Source organism: Zhengella mangrovi (assembly GCF_002727065.1).
GTDB lineage: Bacteria > Pseudomonadota > Alphaproteobacteria > Rhizobiales > Rhizobiaceae > Zhengella > Zhengella mangrovi.
Genome location: NZ_PDVP01000004.1, coordinates 76,542 through 103,298, shown reverse-complemented (window position 1 = coordinate 103,298; position 26,757 = coordinate 76,542). Strand labels below are relative to the sequence as shown.

The window sequence follows — 26,757 nt, the reverse complement described above, 5'->3', positions numbered from 1 at the left end:
GTCAGTCCTTCAGAACATCTTTGTTCTCGGCCACGAGGTCTTCCGCCTCGTGACCGGCGATCAGCAGTTCGCGCTCGCCGCGAACGATCTGGACAAGCCCCTGGAGGGACCGGAAGGCCAGCAGCGACAGGCCGACCGGAAGCATCAGGTAGGCGATCCACCGCTGCACGCGCTCCTGGGTGCCGAACATTGACTGGATCAGTTCCGGCCAGCGCAGGTCATCGAGCCCGGTGCCCCGGTCGAACATGAACTTCCAGTAGCCGATGGCACCGGTCTGGCGCCAGTTGCCGCTCACGTCCACGCCCAGCCACGACAGCCAGCCGGCATGCAGGAGGATCAGCGCATAGGCGGCCGTGCACAATGCGCCGAAGATGGCCGCGGCCTTGAACGCGCGCGGCGGCATCATCCGGATAAAGGCATCCACGCCCAGGTGCATGCCCTGCTTCACGCCATAGCTCATGCCGAAGAGGATCAGCCAGGCGAACAGGATGCGGGTGAATTCCAGTGCCCCGCTCCAGCCCGTGTTGAAGCCGTAGCGCGCGATCACCTGGACGAAGGAGACGAGCGTGATCAGCGCCAGCAGAATGGCGATGAAATTCTCCTCCATGCGGCTGACACCCACCGGCCAGCGCCGCTCGGCGATGAAAAGGATCACGACCAGCGCCACAAGCGCCAGGATCGGCCACAGAAGTGCCATGCAGACCTCCCCGCATTTCCCCCGGAAAGAACCGGCCGCCACGCGCGCGGCGGCCGGGAATGCTCAGGCAGCCCCGGACCGGACGGCCAGGAGCGGATCGTCGCGAAGGACGGTCAGGAACCCGAGTGCGAAGCGGCGGCCTCGATGAGGTCCTTGCCGATATCGCCTTCGAACTTGCTCCACACCGGCTTCATGGTCGAAACCCACTCGGTGCGCTGCTCCGGCGTCAGTTCGCGGATCGTGCCGCCGGCATCCAGGATGTTCTGGCGGCAGGCCGCTTCCTTCTCGCCCACGGCCTTGTTGGCGGCGTTGGTCACGTCGTTGACGATCGAGAGGAACTGGTCGCGAACACCGGCATCCAGGCCGTTGAGCCATTCGGTCGAGGTGACGAGCAGGTAAGCCAGCGCCTGGTGGTTGGTCTCGGTCACGCCGTCCTGCACCTCGAAGAACTTCTGGGTGTAGATGTTGCACCAGGAATTCTCCTGGCCATCGACAACGCCCGTCTGCAGTGCACCGTAGACTTCCTTGAAGGCCAGTTTCTGGGCCGAGGCACCCATGGCCTCGATCATCGCAACGGCGACGTCGGAGGTCTGCACGCGGAACTTCAGGCCCGCGGCATCGGAAGGCACCAGCAGCGGCTTCTTGGCCGAGAAATACTTCATACCCGAAAGCCAGTAGCCGAGACCCGTGTAGCCCTGGCTCTCTTCCATCACCTTCAGAAGGCCCTTGCCCGCGTCCGAATTGGCGAACGCCGACACCGCATCCAGGTTCTTGAACATGAACGGCAGGTCGAACAGGCGGTATTTCAGCGTGTAGGCCTCGAACTTGGACAGCGACGGCGCGGCAAGCTGCACGTCACCCAGAAGCAGGGCTTCCATCACCTTGTCGTCGTCGAACAGCGTCGAGTTCGGAAAGACCTCCATGCAGGCCTTGCCTTCCATCTCCTTGTTGACGCGCTGCGCCAGCAGCGTTGCCGCATCGCCCTTGGGGTGACCGGTTGCCGCCACCACGTGGGAGAACTTGATGACCATTTCACCGCTGTCGCAGCCGTTCTCATCGGCCATCGCCTGGCCGGCAACGAAGGTGAGCGCGAGGGCCGAAACGGCGCCAAGAAGCTTTTTCATGTCGAGTTTTCCTCCTCATGGGCGGACCGGCGGCCCGCAGGGATTGCAAGAGATCCGGGGAACGGCGAACCGGCCGTCGCTCGACTGGCAGATTATTCCGGCTGTCCTCCCGGACGGCGGGGCCTCTCCGACCCGCGTCCGCCTGACAGGAAGCAAGCGCCGTGCCAGTCGTTCTCCGCCAGCAACGCAGGCGGAAAACCCAAATGGTTAAGGGATGTTAACGAGGCATAGCGGTCGCGCACCATGGCCTTTGCCTGCCGGGATGTATCGCTGGCTACCCATCACCAGGAGCAGGATGGGTGGCCAGCTACCCATCTGCATCCGTCTCGCTGATGCCGAGCCGGCGGATCTTGTCGTACAGTCCCTTTCGAGACAGGCCGAGCGCCTCGTAGGTTTCCTTCATCCGCCCGCCATGACGGTCCAGTTCGCCCTCGATGACGGCCTTCTCGAAGGCCGCCAGCCGGTCGGCAAGCGTCCCGTTGCCGGTATCCGGCGCCGAGCCTGCATCGCCCCTGAAGCCGCGCCACAGCCCCAGGACGAAGCGGTCGGCGACGTTGCGCAATTCGCGGACATTGCCGGGCCAGTCGTGGCTGATCAGGTCCGCCTCCAGCGCCGGCGTGAAATCGGGCATGTCGCGCCGGTAGCGGGCCCGTGCCTCGCGCGCCAGGTGGGCAAACAGCAGCGGAATATCGTCTTTGCGCTCGCGCAGCGCAGGGATCCGCAGGGTGATCACCGAGAGCCGGTAATAAAGATCGGTCCGGAACCGCCCTGCCCGGCCCTCGGCTTCGAGATCGGCCTTGGTCGCCGCGACGAAACGCAGGTCGAGCGGGATCGGCGTATTGGAACCCAGCCGCTCGATGGACCGGTGCTCGATCGCCCTGAGCAGCTTGACTTGCAGGTCGAGCGGCATGGATTCGATCTCGTCGAGGAAGACCGTGCCGCCGTCCGCATGTTCCAGCTTGCCGATACGCTGTTTCTGCGCGCCGGTGAAGGCGCCCGCCTCGTGGCCGAACAGCTCGCTCTCGATGATCTCCGCCGGCAGCGCGCCGCAGTTGATCGCCACGAAATTGGCGCGCGCCCGCGGGCTGAAATCGTGCAGCGCGCGGGCCACCACTTCCTTGCCGGATCCCGTCTCTCCGAGCACCAGCACATCGGCATCAGTGTCTGCGACCGCCATGGTCTCTTCGCGCAGGCGGCGGATCGCGCCGTTGCGGCCGACAAGCCGCGCTTCGAGGTCCGTCGACGAATCGAGCGTTTCGCGCAGGATGCGGTTTTCCAGCACCAGCCGGCGCTTCTCGACGCCGCGCTGGACGACCGACGTCAGCCGCTGCACCGGGAACGGCTTCTCGATGAAGTCGTAGGCACCGTCGCGCATGGCCTCGACCGCCAGTGCCACGTCGCCATGACCGGTGATCAGGATCACCGGCAGGGCCGGGTCAATTTCCATCGCGCGGCGCATCAGGGCCATCCCGTCCATCCGGGGCATGCGGATGTCGGAAATGACGACGCCGTGAAAGGCGCGGGTCAGGTGCTTCAGCGCCGAATCCGCATCCCCGAAGGCGCGGACGGTAAACCCGTCCAGTTCCAGACCCTGTACCAGCGCGGGGCGCAGGTCGTCGTCGTCGTCGATCAGGATGACTTCCGGTTCGCCCATCTGTTTACGTTCCCGCTTGCGCCAGGGCGCTGTCACCTGTTTCCCGCACCCTGTCGCCGGCCTGCAGGATGACGGAGAACCGCGCGCCGCCCATGTCGCTTTCGCCGGCCTCGATCCGCCCGCCCAGGTCCTTGACGATCGTGTAGACGATCGACAGGCCGATGCCGATCCCTTCACCGACGCCCTTCGTCGAGTAGAAAGGCTCGAACACGGCTTCCTGGTCTCCCGGCGCCAGCCCCGGACCGTTGTCAGCGATGACAAGGGCCACATCACCGTCATGCGCATGGGCCGAAATCCGGATTTCCGGATCCGCGGTCGCCCGATCGGTACCGATCCCGCTGAGCGCATCGATGGCGTTGTTGACCAGGTTGACGACCACCTGCGTCAGGCGAACGCGCCCGCCGCGCACAACGAGATCGCCATCGACGTCGGTGCGCCGGATCATGATCCCGGCTTTCTTCGCCCGCGGTCCGGCGAGCAGCAGCGCCTCGTCCACGACGGCCGACAGCCGCACGTCGGAAATCGCGGTACCCGGCTTGCGGGCAAAGCCCAGCAGCGTACGGGAGAGTTCCGACATGCGCTCGGTCAGGCCGGCGATGCGCGACAGCGCGTCGCGGGCCGGCTGTTCCCGTCCACGCTCCAGGAAAGCCTGCGCGTTGTCGGCATAGGTGCGGATCGCTGCCAGCGGCTGGTTGTACTCGTGGCTCAGCGTCGCCGACATCTGCCCGAGTGCGGCGAGCTTGGCCGATTGCACCAGTTCCTTCTGCGTCCGGCGCAATTGCTCTTCCGTTCGCGTTCGCTCGTCCACCTCGCGGGCCAGCGAGGCATTGGTCTCCGAAAGCGCGCGCGTGCGGTCACGCACCAGCCGCTCCAGCCTCAGTGCACTCGCCCTGTCGCGGCGCATGCGCAGGTTCACCGCTTCCGCGCGCTTGACCATGAACCAGCCGGTAATGCCCATCAGCGCCGCCACCAGCAGGCCGATGACCCCGGCAAGCCAGCGCGCCTCCGTCACCGGCGCGTGATCGGCCAGCACGTGCAGCCGCCAGTCGAGCAGCGGCAGGTGCCGCACCGCCTGGATCACCAGCCCGCCGTCCGGCGCCCTGAACAGGTCCCCGGTTGCTCCGCCCGCCGGCTCCAGCAATGGCTCGGCACCGCCATGAAGCGACTTGAGCTGCCACTCCGGCCGGTTGCCGAGAAAGATCACGCCTTCCGGTCCGGTGACCACGATCGGCATGGCCGTCAGCGCCCAGGTGGCCTCGATCTGGTCGAAGCGGACGTAGACGGCGATCACGCCGGCCACCTTGTCCTCCCGCCGCACGGCAGAGGCGAAGACGTAAGCGCGCTCGTCGGCATCCAGCGAACGCGTTTCCCGGCCGAGCCGCCCCTGCCCCGCCGCTTCGAAGAGCGTTGTCTCCTGCACCGAGCTGCGGTCGTAGATCTTGCGGGCGGACGCGAAGATCCGGCCCTCGGCATCGGCGAAGACGACGTCCTTGGCACCGGAGAAGCCGGCGATCTCGATGGCCTTCCGGGCCGCCTCTGCACGGTTTTCTTCCGCCCACGGCCGGTCGAACAGCCCTGCGATGTCCTCGCGCCGGGCTAGGAGCGGTGGCAGCAGCCGGTATTTCTCGAGGATGCCCGTGACCGTCGCGGCTTGCAGGGCCAGCGCTTCGTTTGCCGAGGCGCGCACGTCTGAAAGGGCGCTGCGTCCGGCAAACGCCTGGAGGGCAAGGGCGAGGGCGACGCCCGTCAGCACCGCGACCGCCAGCACGGCCCGCCCGCGCCGGCGATAGCGCCGCGCCACCGTGTGTCCGCTCTCGAACTGCGTATGGTTCGTCTCGTCCGTCATGCGCCCATGAACAGGACAAGCAGCCTCGCGGTCAAGAAGGCAAGAGAAAGGGGCGGCCTGCCCGTGGCAGCCGCCCCTGCAGATTGTCGCCCTGCGTCAGGGCTTCGATCAGGCCTGTGCCGCGACCGTTGCCTCGACGTGCTCGACCAGCGCATCCGGCAGTCCGAGCCGCCCGGCCAGCATGTCCAGGTAGCCGCGCTCGGCACGGGTCTTCGGCTCGATCGCCAGCCGCGAGGCGGTGTAGAGTTCGACTTTCTGCGCGTCCGTGGTCGCGGCCTTGACCAGCCCGTCGACATCGACCGGCTGCGACAGTTCCGTTTCCATGAAGCTGGCGACCTCGTCGTCGAGACCCGCCATCTGCGCCCGCTCGAGGATTCGTGCCCGTTCGGTCTCGTCGATATGGCCATCGGCGCGGGCTGCGGCGATCATCGCGCGGACCAGCGCGAGCGCGAATTCATCCTCGCCCTGCGGCGCGTTGACCGGGTGAAAGCTGTTGTCGAGTGGCGGCGGCAGAACCTCCTGCTGCGCCGGGCCGGCATCCATGTCCGGCTTGTTGCCGTTCTGGTAGTTCTGGTAGGCCTTGTAGGCGAGTCCTGCCACGGCGGCCAGCCCGCCCAGCTTCAGCGCCGATCCCGTGACCGCGCGCCCTGCCCCCGTTCCCAGCAGCACTGCCACCAGCGCGCCGGTGGCGAGCGGGTTTTCCTTGGCAAGCTGCTTGGCCTGGTCCGCCTTCTGCCCGACGGTCGACTCGGTGCCGGGGATGTTGGTGCTCAGCAGGTCTCCAAGCAGCTTCTTGGGATCGATCATGTGCAGGCCTCCTCGTGGCGGTTGTTTGCGCTGCGCAAGAGGTAGGCAGTCGCGCATGGCGATACAATGACAGGGATCAAGAAACTGCGCGCGCCGGCCGGGTTTCTCAACTGCCGATATGCCGCCGCCCCTGCTTTTCTGCCAGTTCCACCTGGCGCTGCCGGTCGGCGTAGCGCCGCCGGTCCGCGTCGCTGCGGCTGTCGATGCAATGCGGGCAGGAGATGCCTTCCACGTAGTCCGGGGAGGTCCGCTCAGCCGGCGTCAGGGGATGACGGCAGGCCCGGCAGAGTTCCGCCTCTCCGATGGCAAGCCCGTGGCCGACCGACACCCGTTCGTCGAAGACGAAACACTCGCCCTGCCACAGGCTCTCCTCTTCAGGCACGTCCTCGAGGTATTGCAGGATACCGCCCTTGAGGTGATAGACCTCGTCGAAACCGAGCGAGCGGACATAGGCCGTCGCCTTCTCGCAGCGGATGCCGCCGGTGCAGAACATGGCCACCTTCTTGCCTGCCAGCAGGTTGTGATTGCGCGCCACCCAGTCGGGAAATTCGCGGAAGGTCGCCGTCTTCGGGTCGATCGCGCCACGAAACGTCCCGATCGCCACCTCGTAGTCGTTGCGCGTGTCCACGATCACCGTGTCCGGGTCCGAGATCAGGGTATTCCAGCCCTCGGGATCGACATAGGCCCCTGCCCCGCCCAGCGGATCGATGTCCGCAACGCCCATGGTGACGATCTCCTTCTTCAGCCGCACCTTCATGCGGTGGAACGGCATCGCCCCGGCGCGGGAGAACTTGAGCTCCATGCCCTCGAACGCCGGCATCGCCTCGAGCCAGGCGATCAGGTCCGCGATGGCCGCGTCGCTTCCCGCGACCGTCCCGTTGATGCCTTCGCTGGCCAGCAGCAGCGTTCCCTTGATCCCGTGTTCATCGCAAAGCTGCTGCAACGGTTCGCGCAGGTCTTCGTAGCCCGGCAACCGGCAGAATCGGTAGAGCGCGGCAACCCGGATCGGCAGGCGTTCGTCGGCGTGTGTCATGGCGGCGGATTAGACCGTCAAACGGCCCCTTGGCAAGCGTCGCCCCCCGGAAACGGCCGCTTTTGTTCACCGCCCCCGGCACGATCCGATACTGCCCTCGTGTGCAAACCGGAGACGACCCATGATCCCCAGTTCCCTCATTCCGCGCCTCGCGCGCCCGGCCGCCGAACAGGGCCTCGACCCCGCGAGCTTTCTCGCCGTCATCGACGTGGAGAGCGGCGGCCGCATCTTCGCCGAGGTCGACGGGCGCCAGGAACCGCTCATTCGCTTCGAGGGTCACTACTTCGACCGGAGGCTTTCCGGCGCCGGACGCGCAGCCGCGCGCGAAGCCGGCCTCGCTCATCCCCGGGCAGGCATGGTGAAGAACCCGGCCTCCCAGGCCGCCCGTTACCGCATGCTGGCACACGCCGAGGCCATTGACCGGACAGCGGCGCGGGAAAGCTGTTCCTGGGGGATTGGCCAGGTCATGGGCGCCCATTGGGCCTGGCTCGGCTATCCCAGCGTCGATGCCCTCGTTGCCGAGGCAAGAGCCGGTGCGGAAGGGCAGGCGCGGCTGATGCTGACCTATATCGGCAAGGCAAACCTGACCGCGGCCCTGGCTGCGCGCGACTGGGCCGCGTTCGCCCGGGCCTACAACGGCCCGGCCTATGCCGGGAACGGCTATGACCGGCGCCTGGCGGCGGCTTTCGCCCGCTACGCAGCCATCGATCTCGCGTCAGCCAGGAATCAACCCGCGCCACATACCGGCCTTGAGCCCGGTCCCGTCACCACAGGCCCGGTTCTGGCCCGGGGCTCGCGCGGCAATGCCGTCGCCACTCTTCAGCGACACCTTTCCGCTCTCGGCTACCCTTTGCCCATCGACGGCACCTTTGGTCCGCAGACAGAGAGGGCGGTCCGTGCCTTCCAGTCCGATCACGGCCTCGCGGTTGATGGTATCGCCGGACCGCGCACGCTTGAAGGGTTGCGGCTGGCGACCCCCGGCAATCGCCTCTGGCGCCGGCTTCTTGCCCGCGTGTCCGTCCTGTTTTCAGTCATGAAGGGCAAACGTCCGAACACTTTCCCGGAGCCTTGAGGCGCTGGAAAGGCTCGATTGATGGCTGTCAATGACCACAAGTCACGCGCGATTCAGTGTTTCTGTTGTTTCGCATAAGGATGGGAGAGTAAAAATGAAAAAGATCCTGGCTCCAGTCGCTGCAATTGTTTTCCTGGCTACATCGGCGCTTGCAGATGATGGCCCGAACATCAATGCCGGCCAGCGGCTCGCGGAGGCCAATTGCGCCCAGTGTCACAACATCGCGCCGGGTGGCGACTTCAAGCTCTACCCGCCAAGCTTCCAGGCGATCGCAATCTACATGGATCCCGACATCATGCGGATGAAGATCATGTATCCGCAGCATGTGACGATCATGCCTCAATTCCATACCTTCATGTTTGAATCGAACCTCGACAACATCGTGGGTTATATCCAGTCCTTGGACAAGTAGACCGGCCTTCGGCCCAGATCGCGAGCCCCGGTAACACGATAGGCTCAAGCAGTTGTCGTGTGCCGGCCGCAATTTAAGTCGGCCGCGGCAAGCTGAAGGGCCAACTCCTTGCCGGTCGGAAGCGTGTCGCCTCTCTTCACTGCTGAACACCGGACAAGCATTGCTGTTTGAACAGCTGTATTTGCCTTGCCGGACGCGGCATCCTTTCGAGCGCCATCGCGTGCCATCGACCGGGTCCGATCCGGAGCAAGATTCATTTTCCCAAAACCGCCAACACCCTGATCCTGCAAACCGCTCTGCCGGTTGAATTCTGTTGGCCAGACGCGCCCAATGCCAGTGAAAATGTTATGAAACGGATATCCCGTTGCAGGATGGGTCGATCGCAGTTCCGGCATCAACGCAGCCTGACAACGCGATGGACAGCCGGGCCGCCCGCTGTTAAATCGATTGAAAATCGTTCATGGAGTCGCTGACATGCCGCATCAGAAGAAAACCGAGCTCCTGCTTTCCATTCTCGAGGCGCAGCCGGTGATTCCCGTCATCAGGATCGGCGACCTGTCCAGGGCCGCGCCGCTGGCCCGGGCGCTGGCTGCCGGCGGCCTCCCGGCCATCGAGATCACGCTGCGCACACCCGAGGCCCTCGACGCCATTCGCCTGGTGATTGACGAGGTGCCCGAGGCCATCGTCGGCGCCGGAACGGTCCTCGCCGCACGCCAGTATGACAAGGTGGCCGGTGCGGGCGCGAAATTCGTCGTCAGCCCGGGCACCACCATCGAGCTGCTGGAAGCGGCCCGTGCCTCGGATGTGCCCTTCCTGCCCGGCGCCTCGACGCCGTCCGAGATCATGTCGATGCGTGAGGAAGGCTATTCCGTCCTCAAGTTTTTCCCGGCAGAGCAGTCCGGCGGCATCCCCTATCTGAAGGCGATGTCGTCACCGCTGGCCGGAACCCGCTTCTGCCCCACCGGCGGCGTTTCGCCCGCCAATGCACCCCAGTACCTGGCCTTGCCCAACGTGGTCTGCGTTGGCGGCTCCTGGGTGGCCCCGGATGACCTGGTGGAAAAGGAAGACTGGGACGCCATCACCGCTCTGGCGCGCGCGGCGTCCGCGCTCGGCCGTTCCGCCTGAACCACGGATGGCCTATGCCGATCCGGTCACCCGGGTCGGCAGGAATTGGCAGGATTTCGGGAAGATGCAGCGACGGGCAGCCGTGCGATCGCCTGCCCGCAGCCCTGTTTCATTCACCTCAGTTGGTGTCGCGGAAGCGGACCACCGAGAGGAACGAAACCGCCTTGCCGGTGAAGCGGTTGTGGTTCTGCTGGCCAAGGTCTGGCGAGAACCCGACGGCAATCACTTCCTGCGGCTTGGCGCGCAGCGTTTCGCCGACGCGGGCATCACGTGCCTGAAGCGGTTGGACCGATGCAGCCGCGGCCAGGGCCCAGCGAGCATCGTCCGGTTGGATCGGACGCACGACCGGGCGGGGATCCGGCTTCGCCATCTCGGCCGTCGCCCGGCCTTCCTTGCGCGTGGTGCGAACACCACCGAGAACGGCTGCGAGCCGCTCCTGCGGCGAGCGCGCCTTCGATGCCTCGGTGCGCGGGCTTGCGGTCACGCGTCCGCCCTTGCCGCCTGCGGATTCACGGAAGGTCGGGGTCGGCAGCGCGGCCATGGTCACTTCCGGCCTGTCTTCGGCAACGCCCGATGAGCCGGGCCGCGTCGATGGCATCGGAACGGCCAGGGCGGAAGCCTGCGCCGATGGTGCAAGCCTGTCATTGCGGCCGAGCGAGGCGAGCACAGCCTCGCTGTCGTTGCGCGGACGCGCGGTCGGCGCCACGGCAGTGATCATGCCTCCGGCGTCGCTGTCAGCCGCATCGCTGTCGGCGGCGGCCAGCAGCGAACGGACGGCATCGGTCGAAGGCGCATCGTCGGGACGGCGGCTCGGAATCGGAACATCCGCGTCCATCTCCGCCTGGATATCGTCCTCGACCCGGTTGACGGCGACATCGACAGGCTCGCCCTGAACGTCCGGACGGTCGGCGAAGCGCGGGATCGGAACCGATGTGCGCGGTAGCGCGGCCAGAATGGTCTCGGGCGTTGCCACGGGCCTTTCAGGCTCGGCCGGCGCCGGTTCGGGCGCAGCCGCCGGCGCCTCTGCCGGCCGGGGTGCGGTTGTCGGCGCAGCGGCCGGGGCAGCCGCAACCCGGCGCGGTGCGCGCGGGTTCTGCTGCGTCCTGCGGGTATCGTCGCCACCGAACAGCGAGGCCAGCAGGCTGGTGCCGCCGCCGGAGCTGGATCCGGTATCGTCGACGATGATCGGCTTGCCCTTGCGCTTCTTGTAGGAGGCCAGCGCCTGCTGGTAGCCCTTCAGCGGCTTGCCGTCGGCCGGCAGGTGCAGCGTCTTGCCGTCAGGGAACAGGCGCACCAGTTCCTTGCGGCTCATGCGCGGCCAGGCGCGGACACGGGCAACGTCGAGGTGAACGAAGGGCGACCCGGACCGCGGATAGTATCCGACGCCACCCACCTGCATCTTCATCGCCACCGCGCGCAGCTTGGAAAGCTTCACGCCGGGAATGAAGAAATCCATGGCCCGGCCATACATGTGCTGGCTTTTCTTGGCCTGCCCGCCGCGCGTCCGGCGCAGCATGGAATTCGTGGCCGGCGACCGGTAGCCCGAGACGACATGGATATAGTTGCTCGCGCCCACTTTCTTGTAGACGGCCCACACGAGGTCGAACAGGCGCGGGTCCATCTTCGTCGGCTCGTTGCGGCGGAAGTCGCGCAGGAAATGGTTCAGCTTCTGCAAGCCGGACTTCACGTAGTGACCGTTCTTCTTGAAGACGATCTCCGCCTTCTCGCCGGTATGCATGTAGTAAAGCTTGAGAGATCGCGTTTCGGCGCGCGCCGCCGTGGATGCCACCAGAAGGGCAACCCCGATAAGCAGGCCTGCAAGAACCACCTGCAGAAAGCGCGCTGCGCTTGCCGTCATATGTCCCCGTACAGAAAGTGCCAAATCAACCGCCTTGAAGACTAGTTTGTGTCCCCGGACCATACCCAGACTCAGCTGGAATGATCCTCCAGAATGGTTAACCAGCGCTTATTAGTGCCAAATGCGGTGTAACCATGGCAAACGAGCAACACAAGCCACAAATCCGCATCTCATGGTAAAAGAAGCGCTAATTTCCTTTGGCACTATAATAGTCTGTTTCGGGGAAAATGCCTTGATCGAGATCAGGATGCCAGGCGCTGGCTGCGTTCCGGCATCGGGTCGATGCCATATTCCTTGAGCTTGCGGTAGAGCGTCGACCGGCCGATGCCGAGCCTGCGCGCCACTTCGCTCATCTGGCCGTCGTAATGGGCAATGGCCATCCGGATCATCTGCAGTTCGATGTCCGCCAGCGCCCGGATCTGCCCCCGTTCGTCGAGAGGATCGATCTTCCCGTTGTTGTCCGTGCCAGAGGCTTCACCGTCATCGATGAACACCGGCGGCTCGGACCGGACTTCTTCCGCCGGGCGGGGCGCAGGCACGGCATCGCCTTCGCGGTTGGGCATGGCGTAGCTGGCCGGCGACGGGCCTTCCACCTGCGTGCGGATCTGCGGGAATTCCGGAATGTCGAGATTCTCGCCCTCGGCCAGCACGACCGCCCGGAAGATCGCGTTCTCGAGCTGGCGGATATTGCCTGGCCAGTCGTAGGCCATGAGCAGTTCCAGCGCATCCGGCGTGATACCGCGCACCGGTGACGGGTTTTCCGCCTGGGCGTGGCGGTCGATGAAATGCGACACCAGGAAGGGAATGTCATCGCGCCGTTCGCGCAGCGGCGGCATGCGGATGGGGAAAACGTTGAGACGGTAATACAGGTCCTCGCGGAAATGTCCGTCACGAACCGCCTGCATCAGGTCGCGGTGCGTGGCCGAGATCAGGCGGATGTCGACCTTCTGCGATTTCGCCGAACCGACGGGATCGACCTCGCCCTCCTGCACGGCGCGCAGCAGCTTGACCTGGGCATCCAGCGGCAGGTCGCCCACCTCGTCGAGGAATAGCGTTCCGTTGTTGGCTTCCACGAACTTGCCCTGGTGCTTCTCCGTGGCGCCGGTGAACGATCCCTTCTCGTGGCCGAACAGGATGCTCTCCACCAGGTTTTCCGGGATGGCGCCGCAGTTGACGGTGACGAAGGGCTGGACCGACCGTTCGCTGGTCCCCTGGATCGCCCGCGCCAGCAGTTCCTTGCCCGTGCCGGATTCACCCTCGATCATGATCGGGATGATCGAGCCCGCGGCCTTGCGCGCCAGCGTCAGCACGCGGTCCATGGCATGCGACCGGGTCACGATATCCCTGAACGTGATCGTGCCCTGGTGCGTGCGCCGGGTGCGCCGTGCGCGTCCGGCAAGCGTGCCCACTTTCAGCGCGCCGGCAAAGGCAGCCGTCAGCCGGTCGGGCGCAGCGGGCTTGACGACGAAATCGAAGGCGCCGGCGCGCATGGCGGAAATCACCGTATCGATACTGCCCTGCGCCGTCTGCACGATGACAGGCTGCTCGTGACCGCGCGCGCGCATTTCCTGCAGCACTGCCAGGCCGTTCATGCCCGGCATCACCAGGTCCAGCAGCACGGCGGAAATCTCCTTCCCGCGCGGGCCGGACAGCAGTTCCAGCGCAGCCTCGCCGCTGTCGGCCTGCAACACGCTGTGCCCTTCGCGGCTGAGCGCCGCTTCGGCCAGGCGGCGCTGGACCGGATCGTCATCAACTGCAAGGATGGTGTGCGCCATGGGTTTGTTTTATCCGCTTGATTGTGTCTTTTCCCATGGATCATCTTGGCACACCGCCCTAAACATTCGCCGAAGAAACAGCGTTAAGCCTCTCTTCCCGGACATGCGCGCAATTGAAACAAATCCCGTCGACAGGATCGCTCACCGATGAAGACCGTTTTCCCCGCCCTTCGCGCCACGGCCGATACCGCGTCCGCTGCCCGCAAGGATGAAGCGCTCGGCCAGCTGCCCGAGTGGAACCTCGCCGATCTCTACCCGGCCATGGACAGCCCCGAACTTGCCGATGACCTCGCCCGCGCTGCCCGCGAGGCGGCGGAGTTCGAGGCCCGCTGGAAGGGCAAGCTGGACCAGGCAGCGGGCCGGACCGGGCCCGACGGCCTCGGTGCGGCCATGCGCGGCTACGAGAGCCTGGAGGACCTGATGGGGCGCATCATGTCCTACGCCGGACTGCTCTACGCCGGCGACACGTCGGATCCCGCCCGTGCCAAGTTCTATGGCGACCTGTCGGAGAAGATCACCGATGCCTCCACGCATCTGTTGTTCTTCACGCTAGAGATGAACCGCGTTCCGGACGCGCGGATCGAGGCGGCGCTCGACGCGGACGCCGGATTCGGACACTACCGCCCCTGGATCCTCGACCTGCGCAAGGACAAGCCCTACCAGCTCGAAGACCGCGTCGAACAGCTGTTCCACGAAAAGTCGATCACGGGCCCTGGCGCCTGGAACCGCCTCTTCGACGAGACCGTCTCCGCCCTGCGTTTCACCATCGACGGCGAGGACCTGGCCATCGAGCCCACGCTGACACGCATGCAGGACGCCGACCCGGACGTGCGCCGCAAGGCCTCCGAAGCGGTGGCGCAGACGCTTGGCGCCCATGCCCGCACCTTCACCCTGATCACCAACACGCTCGCCAAGGACAAGGAGATCTCCGACCGCTGGCGCGGGTTCGCGGACATCGCCGACAGCCGCCACCTGGCGAACCGGGTCGAGCGCGAGGTCGTCGATGCCCTGGCCGACGCCGTGCGGAACGCCTATCCCCGCATTTCCCACCGCTACTACGCGATGAAGGCGAAATGGCTGGGCATGGACAAGCTGAACCATTGGGACCGCCTGGCGCCGCTGCCCGAAACACCGAAGGCCGTCATCCCCTGGGAGAAGGCGCGCGAAACCGTGCTCAGGGCCTACGGCGGCTTCGCCCCGGAAATGGCCGAGATCGCCGGCCGATTCTTCGACCGCAACTGGATCGACGCACCGGCCCGGCCCGGCAAGTCGCCCGGGGCCTTTGCCCATCCGACCGTGCCATCTGCCCACCCCTACGTGCTGCTCAACTACCTCGGCAAGCCGCGTGACGTGATGACGCTTGCCCATGAGCTGGGTCACGGCGTGCACCAGGTCCTGGCCGGCGAACAGGGCGCGCTGATGGCGTCCACGCCGCTGACCCTGGCCGAGACCGCTTCCGTCTTCGGCGAGATGCTGACCTTCCGCTCCCTGCTCGACGCCACCACGGACCGGCGCGAACGCAAGGCCATGCTGGCCCAGAAGGTCGAGGACATGATCGGAACGGTCGTGCGCCAGATCGCCTTCTACGAATTCGAGCGCAAGGTCCACACCGCCCGCAGGCAGGGTGAACTGACGACCGAGCAGATCGGCCGGTTGTGGATGGATGTCCAGGCCGAGAGCCTTGGGCCGGCCGTTGTCCTGCGCGAGGGGTACGAGACCTTCTGGTCATACGTGCCACACTTCATCCACTCGCCCTTCTACGTCTATGCCTATGCCTTCGGCGACTGCCTGGTGAACTCGCTTTACGCGGTCTACCGCAATGCCGAGAGCGGCTTCCAGCAGAAGTATTTCGACATGCTGCGCGCCGGCGGCACCAAGCATCACACGGAGCTGCTCGCCCCCTTCGGCCTGGACGCCTCCGATCCCGGTTTCTGGCAGAAGGGCCTGGCCGTGATCGAGGGCCTGATCGACGAACTGGAAGCCATTGACGGGTGAGGACTTGAGCAATTCCAGCGAAAGTGGGAACCGGTTTCGCGTCCGGGATTGCGGCCAGGGAACCGGCAATTCCAGCGAAAGTGGGAACCGGTTTCGCGTCCGGGATTGCGGTGAGGGAACCGGCAATTCCAGCGAAAGTGGGAACCGGTTTCGCGTCCGGGATTGCGGCCAGGGTACCGGCAATTCCAGCGAAAGTGGAAGCCGGTTTCGCGTCCGGGATTGCGGCCAGGGTACCGGCAATTCCAGCGAAAGTGGGAACCGGTTTCGCGTCCGGGATTGCGGCCAGGGTACCGGCAATTCCAGCGAAAGTGGAAGCCGGTTTCGCGTCCGGGATTGCGGCCAAACAGGAAGGTAGAGCCTTGGAGCGATCCAACGACGGGCGTAATAGCTCCGGCGCGCCGCCGGCCAGCCCCTTTGCCATTGGCCTGGCGCCCCTCGGCGAGCGGCCCTGGCTCGTAGTGGACGAACGCCTGGCCGCATACAGGAACGAGAAGGCGCAGCTCGTCGCCCGCCACGGCGACCGCGTCTTCATGGCGGACGGCGCAACCGTTGACGGGCAGGCGGAAACCTGCCGCCGGATCGAGGCCTGGCTCGCGGCGAACCACCCTGCCGCCCTGAAATTGCCTGTGCCCGATCTCGGCCCCGCGCCGCTGCAAAGGGCGGCGGCCATGTGCGCCGAGGACCTGGTGCTGATGCGAAGGGAAAGCGACGGCTGGCACCTGGCGGCCGCCTCGCTCTGCTTCCCCTCCTCCTGGCGCCTGGCCGGGAAATTCGGCAAGGTCATGGAAGCCGTCCACGCCCCCGTGCCCGGCTTTGCCGGCGGCACCCGCAACGCCATGCTGGTCAACCGCATCTTCGACAACCTCGCGCCCGGCGCTGCCGTGCTGCGCGGCAACTGGTCGATCTACGGCGACGACATTCTCCATCATCCCGACCCGCACGCGGGAGAACGCGGCGCCGATCCGGCCACGGCCGCGATCGAAGACCTCTACCTGCGCGAAGAACGCCAGACGCTGACCCGGTTGCCCGAAACCGGCGACATCCTGTTCACCATTCTCGTCTCGGTGTCGCCGCTCCCGGACCTCGGCGAAACGGCAGCCGGGCGCGCCCGTGCCGGTGCGCTGGCCGCGCAGATCGGGGCGATGAGCATCGAGGAACTGGCCTACAAAGGGATGGCGATGCGCCGCGATTTGCTTTGCCGGCTACTGAACGGGATCGCTGGCGGGTGATTTAACCCTCTGCGCGGTTTGGTCTTTATTGTGACAGCCAAACATGCTTTGAGCGCTGTTGGACAGACAAGGACACGTGGCAGACGGACATATCGGAGTATCGCAATGACTGAACAGACCTGGCCGGTTCACGGCGAGATCACCGGGCCGGTTGTGATGATCGGTTTCGGTTCCATCGGGCGCGGCACCCTGCCGCTCATCGAGCGTCACTTCACCTTCGACAAGTCGCGCATGGTTGTCATCGACCCGTCCGATGCCGGCAAGGCCATCCTGGATGAACACGGCGTGAAGTTCATTCAGGCCCATGTCACGAGGGACAATTACAAGGAACTGCTCAAGCCCCTGCTGACCAATGGCGGCGGCCAGGGCTTCTGCGTCAACCTGTCGGTCGACACCTCGTCTCTCGACCTCATGAAATACTGCCGCAAGCTCGGCGCCCTCTACATCGATACGGTCGTCGAGCCATGGCTCGGCTTCTATTTCGATACCGAGGCCGGCAACGAGGAACGCACCAACTACGCCCTGCGCGAGACCGTGCGCCGCGAGAAGCGCAAGAACCCCGGCGGCACCACCGCCGTATCCTGCTGCGGCGCCAACCCGGGCATGGTGTCCTGGTTCGTCAAGAAGGCGCTCGTCGATGTCGCCACCGACACCGGTACCGAGTTCGAGGAACCGGCCGCCAGCGATCGGGACGGCTGGGCGAAGCTGATGAAGAGGGTCGGCGTCAAGGGCATCCACATCGCCGAGCGCGACACCCAGCGCGCCAAGTCCCCCAAGCCCATGGGCGTGTTCTGGAACACCTGGTCGGTCGAGGGCTTCATTTCCGAGGGCCTCCAGCCGGCCGAACTGGGCTGGGGAACGCATGAGGACTGGAAGCCGAAGAACGCCCGCAAGCACAAGAAGGGCTGCAAGGCCGCCATCTTCCTCGAACAGCCTGGCGCCAACACCCGCGTGCGCACCTGGTGCCCGACGCCCGGCGCGCAATACGGCTTCCTGGTCACCCACAACGAAGCGATCTCGATTGCCGATTTCTTCACCGTGAAAAAGAACGGCAAGGTGACCTACCGTCCGACCTGCCATTATGCCTACCACCCGGCCAACGATGCCGTGCTCTCCCTGCACGAGATGTTCGGCAACGGCGGCAAGGCGCAGGACACCCTTCACGTGCTCGACGAGGACGAGATCGTCGACGGCATCGACGAGCTCGGCGTGCTGCTCTACGGCCACGACAAGAATGCCTACTGGTACGGCTCGCAGCTCTCCGTCGAGGAAACCCGCAACCTGGCCCCTTACCAGAACGCGACCGGCCTGCAGGTCTCTTCCGCCGTCCTGGCCGGCATGGTCTGGGCGCTGGAGAACCCGGAGGCCGGCATCGTCGAGACCGACGAGATGGACTACCGGCGCTGCCTGGAGATCCAGATGCCCTACCTCGGCCCGGTCAAGGGCTATTACACCGACTGGACGCCGCTCGACGGCCGTCCCGGCCTTTTCCCGGAGGACATCGACGAAAAGGATCCCTGGCAGTTCCGCAACATCCTGGTGCGCTGAACGGTCGCAGGCCGCTCCGCTGACCGAAATCAACGCGCCGCCGCGAACAGGTGATAGGCTCCGGTTCAAGTCGAACCGGAGCCATTTTCATGCGCATGACGTCTTCCGCCGCCGCCCTCCTCCTGCTGATGGGGACAGGCGTTGCCCTCGCCGGCCCGGTCGCCGACTTCAAGGCCGGCATGACGGAGGCCTACGCCGCCTACCGACAGGCGCTCTTCACCACCAACGCCGGCGATCCGGGCAAGGCCAGCGCCGCCAACCAGGCGTTCCGCGACAAGTGGGATGCGCTGCGCGCCGAGTGGGAAAAGACCCCGCCGCCGCATCTTGCCGATGATCCGGCCTTTGCGACGACCCTCGACCGCGTGGCCGGCATCGCGTCCAGCGCCACCGGGATCATCGCCGAGGGCAACCTGCCCGAGGCCCACGAAAAGCTGGAGGCGATCCGGGAGGAGATTTCCGCCCTCAACGAACGCAACGGCGTCGTCACGTTCTCCGACTTCATGAACGACTACCACGCCCAGATGGAGCATGTGATCCGTCGCAAGTACACGTCCGCGGATGGCCTTGATGCCGTCGCGGATGCGGGCGTTCTGGAATGGCTCGGCAACCGGCTGGAACACAAGGCCGATGCCGGCCAGATGGGCGACCCGGAGTTCCGGAAGGCGCTTGCTGCCGTCCGCCAGTCGATCACCACATTCATGATCGCCGCCCGGTCGCAGAATGCCGAGGCCATCCACGAGGCCCAGGCCGGGCTGAAGAAGCCCTATGCAAGGCTTTTCCTGCGCTGGGGCTGAGCCGCCCTCTACATCATGATAATATCTTATAAATCAGATACTTAATTAAATTCAACGGCTTGCCGCCGTCTGCCAACTCGGCTATCTCTGCCGCGATTGCAAAACGGTCGCGGACGGGGGCAGCCGGGAATGACGGGGGACGCATGGCAGCAGGGACGGCCCGCTTGCCGGCAGGATGCCGGACCTTTGCGGGGCCGGAAAGGCCGCCATCGCGCTCACTCCCCAAGCGGCCGGATCGCTCGATCGACAGACTGACGATCCAACCGGGGGAAAAAGAACATGCCAACGCGCTTCATCGCCGCCCTTGTCGCCATCCTTGGCACTGTTTCCGTGGCTGCCTGCCAGAATGCCGGCAGTCCGGAACCGCAGCGCAATGCGAAAGCCGGGGGCACCGCCCATGCCTTCGACGGCAAATGGGTGACCGCCCGCCGTGACAATGGCGACAGTGACAACTGGTACGCGGACCCGGACGCGACCGAGGTTTCCGAGTTCGACCGTGGCTCGTTCCGGCAGGTGGCACCGGCGATGACCGTCGAGGGAACCTACGCGGTCGCCCCGGATGGTCTGATCACCGTCACCACGACCTACGACATCGGCGGACACGCCGGCACCGACACCATGTACTGCAAGGCAGTCACTGAAAACCGGATGCATTGCGGCCAGGATGAACAATTGAACTGGTACAGCGTTCTAGTTCCCGTGCCATCCGGTTGAGGGAAGCAAGCAAAAACGGCGCCGCGTTGTCTTGCCTTTGTTTTAATATCAAGGGATTATTCGACGTTGCCTTGCTTTCGCCCCCATTGGAAGGTCACAACGATGGAAAGATGCGGAACTTGAAGAGAGGGGTTTTCCGGTCATGCGCAAGATTTTGACCCTGGCTGTCATTGCGGCGGCGACGATTGTTGCCGGCTGCCAGAGCGGCGGTCCGGGACCGCGCGCCAGGCTCCAGCCCACCGGTGTCGAGGGCCAGTGGGTGTCGAGCGACGGCGTCGCCTATTCGAACTTCAATGCGGGCGCCTTCGAGACGTTGGCGGCCGATACCGGTAACAAGCTGGCCGATGGCAGCTACACCTATTCGGGCGAAAAGTCGGTCGCCATCACGGTCAACTCGCTGATCCGCCAGACGACGACGCGCGTCAACTGCAGCCTTGTGTCCTCGACGCAGCTCAACTGCACCGCCGAGGGCGGACAGCAGTTCACGCTGGTTCGCCGCGTCACCGGCTGACCTGAAACCGGCATCGAGACGTCATGCTCTACGCGCTGGCGTTCATCCTCCTGCTTGCGGTGGTATCCCTGCCGCAGGCATGGGTGAAATGGGCCCTGTCGCGTCATGGCGCCGACAGGCCCGATCTCCCCGGAACCGGTGGCGAACTCGCCGAGCACCTTGTTGCCGAGTTCGGCTTGGAGGGCGTGCGCGTCGAGCAGACGCCGGCCGGCGATCACTACGATCCGCAGACACGCACCGTGCGCCTGTCGCCGGCCCATCACGGCGGACGGTCGGTGGCTGCCGTCGCCGTGGCAGCCCACGAGGTCGGCCATGCGCTCCAGCACGCCGCCCGCGACCGCTGGCTGGACCGGCGCCAGCGCCTGGCTCACCTCGCCATCTGGACCGACCGCCTTGCCGGCATCGTCTTCATCGCCGCGCCCCTTCTGGGCGTCGCCGCCCGTGTTCCGGTCGTCATGATTGCGCTGGTCGGGCTCGGCATCGCCCTGCTCGGTGTGCGGGTCCTGTTCAATGTCATCACCCTGCCCGTCGAGTTCGATGCCAGTTTCGGCAAGGCGCTGCCGATCCTCACCAAAGGCCGCTACCTGCACGACTCCGACATGCCCGCCGCCCGCACCGTTCTGCGCGCCGCCGCGCTGACCTATGTCGCTGGTGCGCTAATTTCGCTGGTGGACCTTGCGCGTTGGATCAGGCTTTTGCGATAACGCGGGTCAGGGCGAGGAGAGGACACCATGACCGAGTATTTCGACGGGCTTGAAACGCGCGAACCCGCTGAGCGCGAGGACGCGCTTTTTGCAATTCTTCCGGAATTCCTGGCGCGGGCCATGGCAGCGGCGCCGGGCCTTGCCCGCTGGCTCGACGGCATTGACCCCGCCTCCGTCACCTCCCGCGAGGCGCTCGCGAAACTCCCGGTCCTGCGCAAGGGCGAACTGCTCGAGATGCAGCAGGCCGAACCGCCCTTCGGCGGCTTTGCCAACCCGGACGCGCTGAAAGGCAACCGCGTCTTCATGTCGCCCGGTCCCCTGTTCGAACCGCAGGGCATCGGCCCCGATCCCTGGAAGGCCGCACGCGCCTTTCATGCCGCCGGCATCCGTCCCGGCGAGGTCATCCACAACGCCTTTGCCTATCACATGACGCCCGGCGGCTTCATCCTGGACGAGGGCGCGCGCGCCTATGGCTGCACCGTGTTCCCCGCTGGCGTCGGCAACACCGAGATGCAGGTCGAGGCAGCCGCTGCACTGAAGCCGACGGCCTATTCCGGCACGCCGGATTTCCTCAAGATCATGCTCGACAAGGCAGCGGAGACTGGCAGGGACCTGTCGTCCATCCGGCGTGCGCTGGTGTCCGGCGGAGCCCTCTTCCCGTCGCTGCGCGAAGAATACGCCACCCGCGGGGTCCAGGTGCTGCAATGCTATGCCACCGCCGAATGCGGCGTCATCGCCTACGAGACGGCGGACTCGAACGGCGCGCCGCTGCCCGGCATGATGCTCAACGAGGACATGATCGTCGAGATCGTCCGCCCGGGCACCAGTGACCCTGTCGAGGACGGCGAGGTGGGCGAGGTGGTTGTCACAACCTTCAACGAGGCCTATCCGCTTGTCCGCCTCGGCACCGGCGACCTGTCGGCCATCCTGCCGGGCCTTTCGCCTTGCGGCCGTACCAATCGCCGCATCAGGGGCTGGATGGGCCGCGCCGACCAGCGCACCAAGATCAAGGGCATGTTCGTCGATCCCAAGCAGGTCGCCATCGTCCTGCGCCAGCACCCCGAAATCCTCAAGGCGCGCCTCGTGGTCAGCCGCAATGGCGCCAGTGATGCCATGAAGCTGTTGATCGAGGAACGCGGCGACGCGGATACGGCGGCCATCGCCGCGACGCTGCGCGAGGCCACCAAGCTGTCCGGCACGGTCGAGGTGGCCGAGGCCGGGACCCTGCCCAACGACGGCAAGGTGATCGCCGACGAGCGAGACTACGCCAACTGACATCCGGCGACCCCGGAGGCCTTCCGGAACGGCGGAACGCCGCCGTTCTGCCGCTGCGTCAAGTGCGTTTTGCCCTTGCGCTGCCGGTGCGCCGATGAAAACATGACGACCGGAAGCGCCTGCAAAAGACTGTCACGCAAGACGGTTACTCAGGGCGCCTACCGGTATCTCACAGGGAGACTGTCATGAACCGAATCGCCGTTACCGCCGCCTTGTCTGCCTCCTTGCTGGCCCTGACGGCCGCGCAGGCATTTGCGGACACCACGCTGAACATCCTGCACATCAACGACTGGCACAGCCGCATCGAGTCCATCAACAAGTACGATTCCACCTGCTCGGCCGATGACGAGACCGAGGGCAAGTGCTTTGGCGGCGCCGCCCGCCTTGTCACCGCCGCCCGCGAGGCCCGCGCGGCCATGGGGCCGGACAGCACCGTCTTCCTGAATGCCGGCGACAATTTCCAGGGGTCGCTGTTCTATTCCACCTACAAGGGTGCGGCCGAGGCCGAATTCCTCGCCATGATGGGCACCGACGTGATGACGATCGGCAACCACGAATTCGATGATGGCGAGCCTGGCCTGGCCACCTTCATGGACAAGGTCTCCTTCCCGGTCATCTCCGCCAACGTCCTGCCGAGCTACGAGTCCAAGCTGGCCGGCAAGGTCAAGCCCTCGGTGGTCATCGAGCGCGGCGGCAAGAAGTTCGGCATCGTCGGCGCGGTTGCCAACGATACCGACGAACTGTCCTCGCCCGGCGACCAGATCCTGATTGCCCAGGATGTCGCCGCCATCACCGACGCCGTCAAGGCGCTGCAGGATGAGGGCGTCGACATGATCATCGCGCTGACCCACGTCGGCTACCCGCGCGACCTGGCAGCCATCGCCAAGATTCCCGGCGTCGACGTCGTGGTGGGCGGTCACTCGCACACCTATCTCGCCAACGGCGACGACAAGGCCGAAGGACCCTATCCCACCTGGGTTGACAATCCCGGCGGCTACAAGGTGCCGGTCGTCCAGGCCAAGTCCTATTCCAAGTACCTCGGCAAGCTGACCGTGACCTTCGACGACAACGGCGTCGTCACCGGGGCCAAGGGCGACCCGATGCTGCTCGACGCCTCCGTCAAGCCCGACGAGGCCGCCACGGCCCGCATCAAGGAACTGGCCGCGCCCATCGAGGAACTGAAGGCCAAGATCGTCGCCAAGTCCGACGCGCCGATCGAGGGCAGCCGCGAAGTCTGCCGCGCCCAGGAATGCGCTATGGGCAACCTCGTCGCCGACGCCATGCTCGACCGGGTCAAGGACCAGGGCATCCAGGTCGCCATCCAGAACGGCGGTGGCCTGCGCGCTTCCATCGACGCCGGCGACGTTACCATGGGCGAGGTCCTGACGGTGCTGCCGTTCCAGAACACCCTCGCCACCTTCCAGCTCAAGGGTGCCGACATCGTCCAGGCGCTCGAAAACGGCGTCAGCCAGGTGGAGGAAGGCGCTGGCCGCTTCCCGCAGGTCGCGGGCCTGCACTTCACCTGGGATCCGTCCGCCGAGGCCGGCAAGCGAGTCAGCGCCGTCGAGGTCAGCGAGAACGGAACCTGGCAGGCCATTGACCCGGACAAGACCTACGGCGTCGTATCCAACAACTTCATGCGCTCCGGCGGCGACGGCTACAAGGTCTTCGCGACGAACGGCATGAACGCCTATGACTACGGTCCGGGACTGGAAGAGGTCGTCGCCACCTATCTCGGCGATCACTCTCCCTACAAGCCGCTGGACGATGACGGCCGCATCACCAAGGCCGCAGCCGCGGCGCCGGCCGCGGCCGGGAAGCCGGAAGAAAAGGCGGCAATGGAAAAGCCGGGCGAGACCATGGCCGAAAAGCCGGCTGACGGGGACGTGAAGGTCCCGGCCCGGCCCGGTTTCGAGCTGACCATGCCGGCGGCGGGCCCAAAGGTCGAGGCTCCGGCCGCCGAGGCCAAGCCGGAGATGAAGGCCGAACCCATGGAGAAGAAGGCCGAGACCATGGAGGCCAAGCCCGAAATGAAGGCCGAGACCATGGAAAAGAAGGACGGCATGGCGATGGCCGAGGGTGAGAAGACCCACGCCGTCGTCGCCGGCGACAACTTCTGGAACCTGGCCAAGACCTACTACGGCGATCCCTCGAAGTGGAAGATGATTGCCGGGGCCAATCCGAAGGCCAGGGCCAGGGGCCTGCAGATCGGCCAGGAACTGGTGATCCCCGCCGCGAATTAAGCCGGCCAATGCGGCGTGGCGCCGCATGAAGAGTAAAATCGGACCCGCCCTGATCCACAGGGCGGGTTTTTGCCTATAGGAGGCCGTTGGTGGTAAGAGGCCGGTCGGTCTGGCTTCCGTTTCCGCCAGAGGTTTTTCCAAGGAGTGCGTGATGACCTTTGCAACCCGGATCCCCATGGACGAAGCCAAGGCCGTGGGGCCGCTGCCATCCGATCATCCCCCGATCAGGATCGGCAAGGTCGGGGTTCTGCTGGTCAATCTCGGCACGCCGGACGGCACGGATTACGCGCCGATGCGGCGCTACCTGAGGGAGTTCCTTTCCGACAAGCGGGTGATCGAATGGCCCCGCGCCCTCTGGTACCCGATCCTTTACGGCATCGTCCTGAACACCCGGCCGAAGAAATCCGGCGCCGCCTACGCCCAGATCTGGAACCGGGAGAAGAACGAGAGCCCGCTGCGCACGTTCACCCGGGCCCAGGGCGAGAAACTGGCCGAGGCGCTCGCCGGCCATCCGCAGGTCCATGTCGACTGGGCCATGCGCTACGGCCAGCCGTCCATCGAGGAGGTGACGAAGCGGATGATCGCCGAGGGCTGCGACCGCATCGTCATGTTTCCCCTCTACCCGCAGTATTCGGCCACGACGACGGCCACGGTGAACGACCGGTTCTTCGAGGTGCTGCAGGGCCTGCGCTGGCAGCCGGCCATCCGCACCGTTCCGTCCTATCATGACGAGCCGGTCTATATCGAGGCGCTGGCCCGCTCCATCGAGAACCATCTTGCCACGCTTGATTTCGAGCCCGAGAAGGTGATCGCCTCCTACCACGGCATTCCGCAGAGCTATTTTGCCAAGGGCGACCCCTACCACTGCCATTGCCACAAGACCACGCGCCTGCTCGAACAGCGCCTCGGCTGGGAAAAGGGCCGGCTGATGACCTGCTTCCAGTCACGGTTCGGCCCGGAGGAATGGCTCCAGCCCTATACGGACAAGACCGTGGAGCAACTGGCGAAGGATGGCGTCAAGTCGATTGCCGTGTTCAATCCCGGCTTCGTCTCCGACTGCCTGGAAACGCTGGAGGAAATCGCCGGTGAAGCGGGCGAGATCTTCCACCACGCCGGCGGAACGAACTTCACCCACATCCCCTGCCTCAACGATTCTGCCGAAGGCATGGCCGTCATCGAGGCGCTGGTGCGCCGGGAACTCTCCGGCTGGGTCTGAACCGCGGCACGTACAAACCGCCGCCGGTAGGATTTGCAACCGCCAGTGCACGTTAAGGATGATGGCCTATCGCCTTTTGCACCGGGACATGGCAAACCCCATATGAGGTTTGAGAGGCCGGCGTCTCCGGGCCGCGCCAACAGGAGAAGGATGCCTGCCATGCCGTTCACCGGTTTCGATATTGCCATTCTGGTTCTTGCCGTCGTGGTCATCATGGTCCTGTTCGCCGGGATCAAGACCGTTCCGCAGGGCTACAATTACACCGTCGAGCGCTTCGGCCGCTACACGCGCACGCTGGAGCCGGGTCTCAACCTGATCGTTCCCTTCATCGACCGCATCGGCGCCAAGATGAACATGATGGAACAGGTCCTCGACATCCCCACCCAGGAGGTCATCACCCGCGACAACGCCATTGTCGCGGTCGATGGCGTGTCCTTTTACCAGGTCCTGAACGCGCCGCAGGCCGCCTACCAGGTGTCCGGCCTGGAAAACGCGCTTCTCAACCTGACCATGACCAACATCCGTAATGTCATGGGCTCGATGGACCTTGACGAACTGCTCTCCAACCGCGACACGATCAACGACCGGCTGCTGCGTATCGTCGATGACGCGGCCAATCCCTGGGGCATCAAGATCACCCGCGTCGAGATCAAGGACATCAACCCGCCGCAGGACATCGTCGATGCCATGGCGCGCCAGATGAAGGCCGAGCGCGACAAGCGCGCCCAGATCCTCGAAGCCGAGGGTGCCAAGCAGTCCCAGGTGCTGCAGGCCCAGGGCCGCAAGGAAGCCGCCTTCCTCGACGCCGAGGCCCGCGAACGCCAGGCTCAGGCCGAGGCCCGCGCCACGCAGATGGTGTCCGAGGCGATCGCGGCCGGCGACGTGCAGGCCATCAACTACTTCGTCGCCCAGAAATACACCGAGGCCATGGCCACTATCGGCTCGGCCAGCAATTCCAAGATCGTGCTGATGCCGATGGAGGCCTCGTCGCTGGTCGGTTCCCTGGGCGGCATCGGCGCCATCGCCAGGGAGGTGTTCGGTGACGGCTCCGGCGACGGCCAGACACCGCCGCCGGTTCCGCCGCGCAGCGGCTTCCGCATGCCGCGCTCCGGCAGCTGAACGCGC

At 65.5% G+C, this 26,757-nt stretch carries 22 protein-coding genes; 14 read left to right on the top strand and 8 right to left on the bottom strand.

The window, feature by feature from the left end; translation table 11 throughout:
- Nucleotide 1: 1 nt before the first annotated feature.
- From CSC94_RS09455 to trhO, 6 genes are all read right to left on the bottom strand, one after another.
- On the bottom strand, nt 2-697 hold the full coding sequence (locus CSC94_RS09455; RefSeq protein WP_099306085.1) for a TRAP transporter small permease: 696 nt from the start codon (nt 695-697) through the stop codon (nt 2-4).
- Between the two features lie 113 nt (nt 698-810).
- A complete protein-coding gene (locus CSC94_RS09450; protein ID WP_099306084.1) occupies nt 811-1,821 on the bottom strand; it encodes a DctP family TRAP transporter solute-binding subunit in 1,011 nt (336 codons plus the stop codon).
- Nucleotides 1,822-2,128: 307 nt separating this feature from the next.
- The gene (locus CSC94_RS09445; RefSeq protein WP_099306083.1) at nt 2,129-3,475 is read right to left on the bottom strand and encodes a sigma-54-dependent transcriptional regulator; all 1,347 of its coding nucleotides are present in this window, start codon (nt 3,473-3,475) and stop codon (nt 2,129-2,131) included.
- A 4-nt stretch (nt 3,476-3,479) separates the two neighbouring features.
- A complete protein-coding gene (locus tag CSC94_RS09440) occupies nt 3,480-5,321 on the bottom strand; it encodes a sensor histidine kinase (protein ID WP_099306082.1) in 1,842 nt (613 codons plus the stop codon).
- Between the two features lie 108 nt (nt 5,322-5,429).
- Complete coding sequence (locus CSC94_RS09435) at nt 5,430-6,128, bottom strand: tellurite resistance TerB family protein (RefSeq protein ID WP_099306081.1); 699 nt, start codon at nt 6,126-6,128, stop codon at nt 5,430-5,432.
- Nucleotides 6,129-6,234: 106 nt separating this feature from the next.
- Entirely contained in the window at nt 6,235-7,161 is a 927-nt protein-coding gene (gene trhO / locus CSC94_RS09430; RefSeq protein WP_099306080.1) for an oxygen-dependent tRNA uridine(34) hydroxylase TrhO, read from the bottom strand.
- A gap of 121 nt (nt 7,162-7,282) precedes the next feature.
- Between trhO and CSC94_RS09425 the strand changes: the two genes are divergently transcribed.
- The 3 genes from CSC94_RS09425 to CSC94_RS09415 all read left to right on the top strand — a co-directional run bounded on the left by CSC94_RS09425 (nt 7,283) and on the right by CSC94_RS09415 (nt 9,770).
- The gene (locus tag CSC94_RS09425; RefSeq protein WP_099306079.1) at nt 7,283-8,233 is read left to right on the top strand and encodes an N-acetylmuramidase domain-containing protein; all 951 of its coding nucleotides are present in this window, start codon (nt 7,283-7,285) and stop codon (nt 8,231-8,233) included.
- A gap of 94 nt (nt 8,234-8,327) precedes the next feature.
- Complete coding sequence (locus CSC94_RS09420; RefSeq protein WP_099306078.1) at nt 8,328-8,645, top strand: c-type cytochrome; 318 nt, start codon at nt 8,328-8,330, stop codon at nt 8,643-8,645.
- A gap of 474 nt (nt 8,646-9,119) precedes the next feature.
- Nucleotides 9,120-9,770: a 2-dehydro-3-deoxy-phosphogluconate aldolase gene (locus CSC94_RS09415; RefSeq protein ID WP_099306077.1), complete on the top strand. Its 651-nt coding sequence runs from the start codon at nt 9,120-9,122 to the stop codon at nt 9,768-9,770.
- A gap of 118 nt (nt 9,771-9,888) precedes the next feature.
- Here the strand turns inward: CSC94_RS09415 and mepK are convergent, their stop codons facing one another.
- Both mepK and CSC94_RS09405 read right to left on the bottom strand, forming a co-directional pair.
- A complete protein-coding gene (gene mepK, locus CSC94_RS09410; RefSeq protein WP_099306076.1) occupies nt 9,889-11,628 on the bottom strand; it encodes a peptidoglycan L,D-endopeptidase MepK in 1,740 nt (579 codons plus the stop codon).
- Between the two features lie 242 nt (nt 11,629-11,870).
- Nucleotides 11,871-13,403, bottom strand: coding sequence for a sigma-54-dependent transcriptional regulator (locus CSC94_RS09405; RefSeq protein ID WP_099306075.1), 1,533 nt, complete (start codon nt 13,401-13,403; stop codon nt 11,871-11,873).
- 147 nt (nt 13,404-13,550) lie between these two features.
- On the opposite strand from CSC94_RS09405, the gene CSC94_RS09400 reads away from it, so the two are divergent.
- From CSC94_RS09400 to CSC94_RS09350, 11 genes are all read left to right on the top strand, one after another.
- A complete protein-coding gene (locus CSC94_RS09400; protein WP_099306074.1) occupies nt 13,551-15,398 on the top strand; it encodes a M3 family oligoendopeptidase in 1,848 nt (615 codons plus the stop codon).
- A gap of 359 nt (nt 15,399-15,757) precedes the next feature.
- Nucleotides 15,758-16,627, top strand: coding sequence for a heme-dependent oxidative N-demethylase family protein (locus tag CSC94_RS09395; RefSeq protein ID WP_165784386.1), 870 nt, complete (start codon nt 15,758-15,760; stop codon nt 16,625-16,627).
- A gap of 105 nt (nt 16,628-16,732) precedes the next feature.
- Entirely contained in the window at nt 16,733-18,175 is a 1,443-nt protein-coding gene (locus tag CSC94_RS09390; protein WP_099306072.1) for a homospermidine synthase, read from the top strand.
- 89 nt (nt 18,176-18,264) lie between these two features.
- Entirely contained in the window at nt 18,265-18,969 is a 705-nt protein-coding gene (locus CSC94_RS09385; RefSeq protein WP_099306071.1) for a hypothetical protein, read from the top strand.
- Between the two features lie 279 nt (nt 18,970-19,248).
- Nucleotides 19,249-19,683, top strand: coding sequence for a hypothetical protein (locus CSC94_RS09380; RefSeq protein ID WP_099306070.1), 435 nt, complete (start codon nt 19,249-19,251; stop codon nt 19,681-19,683).
- Nucleotides 19,684-19,825: 142 nt separating this feature from the next.
- A complete protein-coding gene (gene omp10 / locus CSC94_RS09375; protein WP_099306069.1) occupies nt 19,826-20,194 on the top strand; it encodes an outer membrane lipoprotein Omp10 in 369 nt (122 codons plus the stop codon).
- A 23-nt stretch (nt 20,195-20,217) separates the two neighbouring features.
- Nucleotides 20,218-20,898 carry a zinc metallopeptidase gene (locus CSC94_RS09370; protein WP_099306068.1) on the top strand — a complete coding sequence of 227 codons (681 nt, stop codon included), beginning with the start codon at nt 20,218-20,220 and terminating at the stop codon, nt 20,896-20,898.
- A 27-nt stretch (nt 20,899-20,925) separates the two neighbouring features.
- Nucleotides 20,926-22,173, top strand: a complete 1,248-nt coding sequence (locus tag CSC94_RS09365; protein WP_099306067.1) for a phenylacetate--CoA ligase family protein — start codon at nt 20,926-20,928, stop codon at nt 22,171-22,173.
- A 185-nt stretch (nt 22,174-22,358) separates the two neighbouring features.
- Entirely contained in the window at nt 22,359-24,416 is a 2,058-nt protein-coding gene (locus CSC94_RS09360; RefSeq protein ID WP_099306066.1) for a 5'-nucleotidase C-terminal domain-containing protein, read from the top strand.
- A 151-nt stretch (nt 24,417-24,567) separates the two neighbouring features.
- Nucleotides 24,568-25,632 carry a ferrochelatase gene (gene hemH / locus CSC94_RS09355; RefSeq protein ID WP_099306065.1) on the top strand — a complete coding sequence of 355 codons (1,065 nt, stop codon included), beginning with the start codon at nt 24,568-24,570 and terminating at the stop codon, nt 25,630-25,632.
- Between the two features lie 159 nt (nt 25,633-25,791).
- Nucleotides 25,792-26,751, top strand: a complete 960-nt coding sequence (locus CSC94_RS09350) for an SPFH domain-containing protein (RefSeq protein WP_099306249.1) — start codon at nt 25,792-25,794, stop codon at nt 26,749-26,751.
- The last annotated feature ends 6 nt before the right edge of the window (nt 26,752-26,757 follow it).

Excerpts from the sequence above, each read along its gene's own strand:
- CSC94_RS09455 (WP_099306085.1), bottom strand. The coding sequence starts at position 697 with ATGGCACTTCTGTGGCCGATCCTGGCGCTTGTGGCGCTGGTCGTGATC.
- CSC94_RS09450 (WP_099306084.1), bottom strand. The coding sequence starts at position 1,821 with ATGAAAAAGCTTCTTGGCGCCGTTTCGGCCCTCGCGCTCACCTTCGTT.
- CSC94_RS09445 (WP_099306083.1), bottom strand. The coding sequence starts at position 3,475 with ATGGGCGAACCGGAAGTCATCCTGATCGACGACGACGACGACCTGCGC.
- CSC94_RS09440 (WP_099306082.1), bottom strand. The coding sequence starts at position 5,321 with ATGACGGACGAGACGAACCATACGCAGTTCGAGAGCGGACACACGGTG.
- CSC94_RS09435 (WP_099306081.1), bottom strand. The coding sequence starts at position 6,128 with ATGATCGATCCCAAGAAGCTGCTTGGAGACCTGCTGAGCACCAACATC.
- trhO (WP_099306080.1), bottom strand. The coding sequence starts at position 7,161 with ATGACACACGCCGACGAACGCCTGCCGATCCGGGTTGCCGCGCTCTAC.
- CSC94_RS09425 (WP_099306079.1), top strand. The coding sequence starts at position 7,283 with ATGATCCCCAGTTCCCTCATTCCGCGCCTCGCGCGCCCGGCCGCCGAA.
- CSC94_RS09420 (WP_099306078.1), top strand. The coding sequence starts at position 8,328 with ATGAAAAAGATCCTGGCTCCAGTCGCTGCAATTGTTTTCCTGGCTACA.
- CSC94_RS09415 (WP_099306077.1), top strand. The coding sequence starts at position 9,120 with ATGCCGCATCAGAAGAAAACCGAGCTCCTGCTTTCCATTCTCGAGGCG.
- mepK (WP_099306076.1), bottom strand. The coding sequence starts at position 11,628 with ATGACGGCAAGCGCAGCGCGCTTTCTGCAGGTGGTTCTTGCAGGCCTG.
- CSC94_RS09405 (WP_099306075.1), bottom strand. The coding sequence starts at position 13,403 with ATGGCGCACACCATCCTTGCAGTTGATGACGATCCGGTCCAGCGCCGC.
- CSC94_RS09400 (WP_099306074.1), top strand. The coding sequence starts at position 13,551 with ATGAAGACCGTTTTCCCCGCCCTTCGCGCCACGGCCGATACCGCGTCC.
- CSC94_RS09390 (WP_099306072.1), top strand. The coding sequence starts at position 16,733 with ATGACTGAACAGACCTGGCCGGTTCACGGCGAGATCACCGGGCCGGTT.
- CSC94_RS09385 (WP_099306071.1), top strand. The coding sequence starts at position 18,265 with ATGCGCATGACGTCTTCCGCCGCCGCCCTCCTCCTGCTGATGGGGACA.
- CSC94_RS09380 (WP_099306070.1), top strand. The coding sequence starts at position 19,249 with ATGCCAACGCGCTTCATCGCCGCCCTTGTCGCCATCCTTGGCACTGTT.
- omp10 (WP_099306069.1), top strand. The coding sequence starts at position 19,826 with ATGCGCAAGATTTTGACCCTGGCTGTCATTGCGGCGGCGACGATTGTT.
- CSC94_RS09370 (WP_099306068.1), top strand. The coding sequence starts at position 20,218 with ATGCTCTACGCGCTGGCGTTCATCCTCCTGCTTGCGGTGGTATCCCTG.
- CSC94_RS09365 (WP_099306067.1), top strand. The coding sequence starts at position 20,926 with ATGACCGAGTATTTCGACGGGCTTGAAACGCGCGAACCCGCTGAGCGC.
- CSC94_RS09360 (WP_099306066.1), top strand. The coding sequence starts at position 22,359 with ATGAACCGAATCGCCGTTACCGCCGCCTTGTCTGCCTCCTTGCTGGCC.
- hemH (WP_099306065.1), top strand. The coding sequence starts at position 24,568 with ATGACCTTTGCAACCCGGATCCCCATGGACGAAGCCAAGGCCGTGGGG.
- CSC94_RS09350 (WP_099306249.1), top strand. The coding sequence starts at position 25,792 with ATGCCGTTCACCGGTTTCGATATTGCCATTCTGGTTCTTGCCGTCGTG.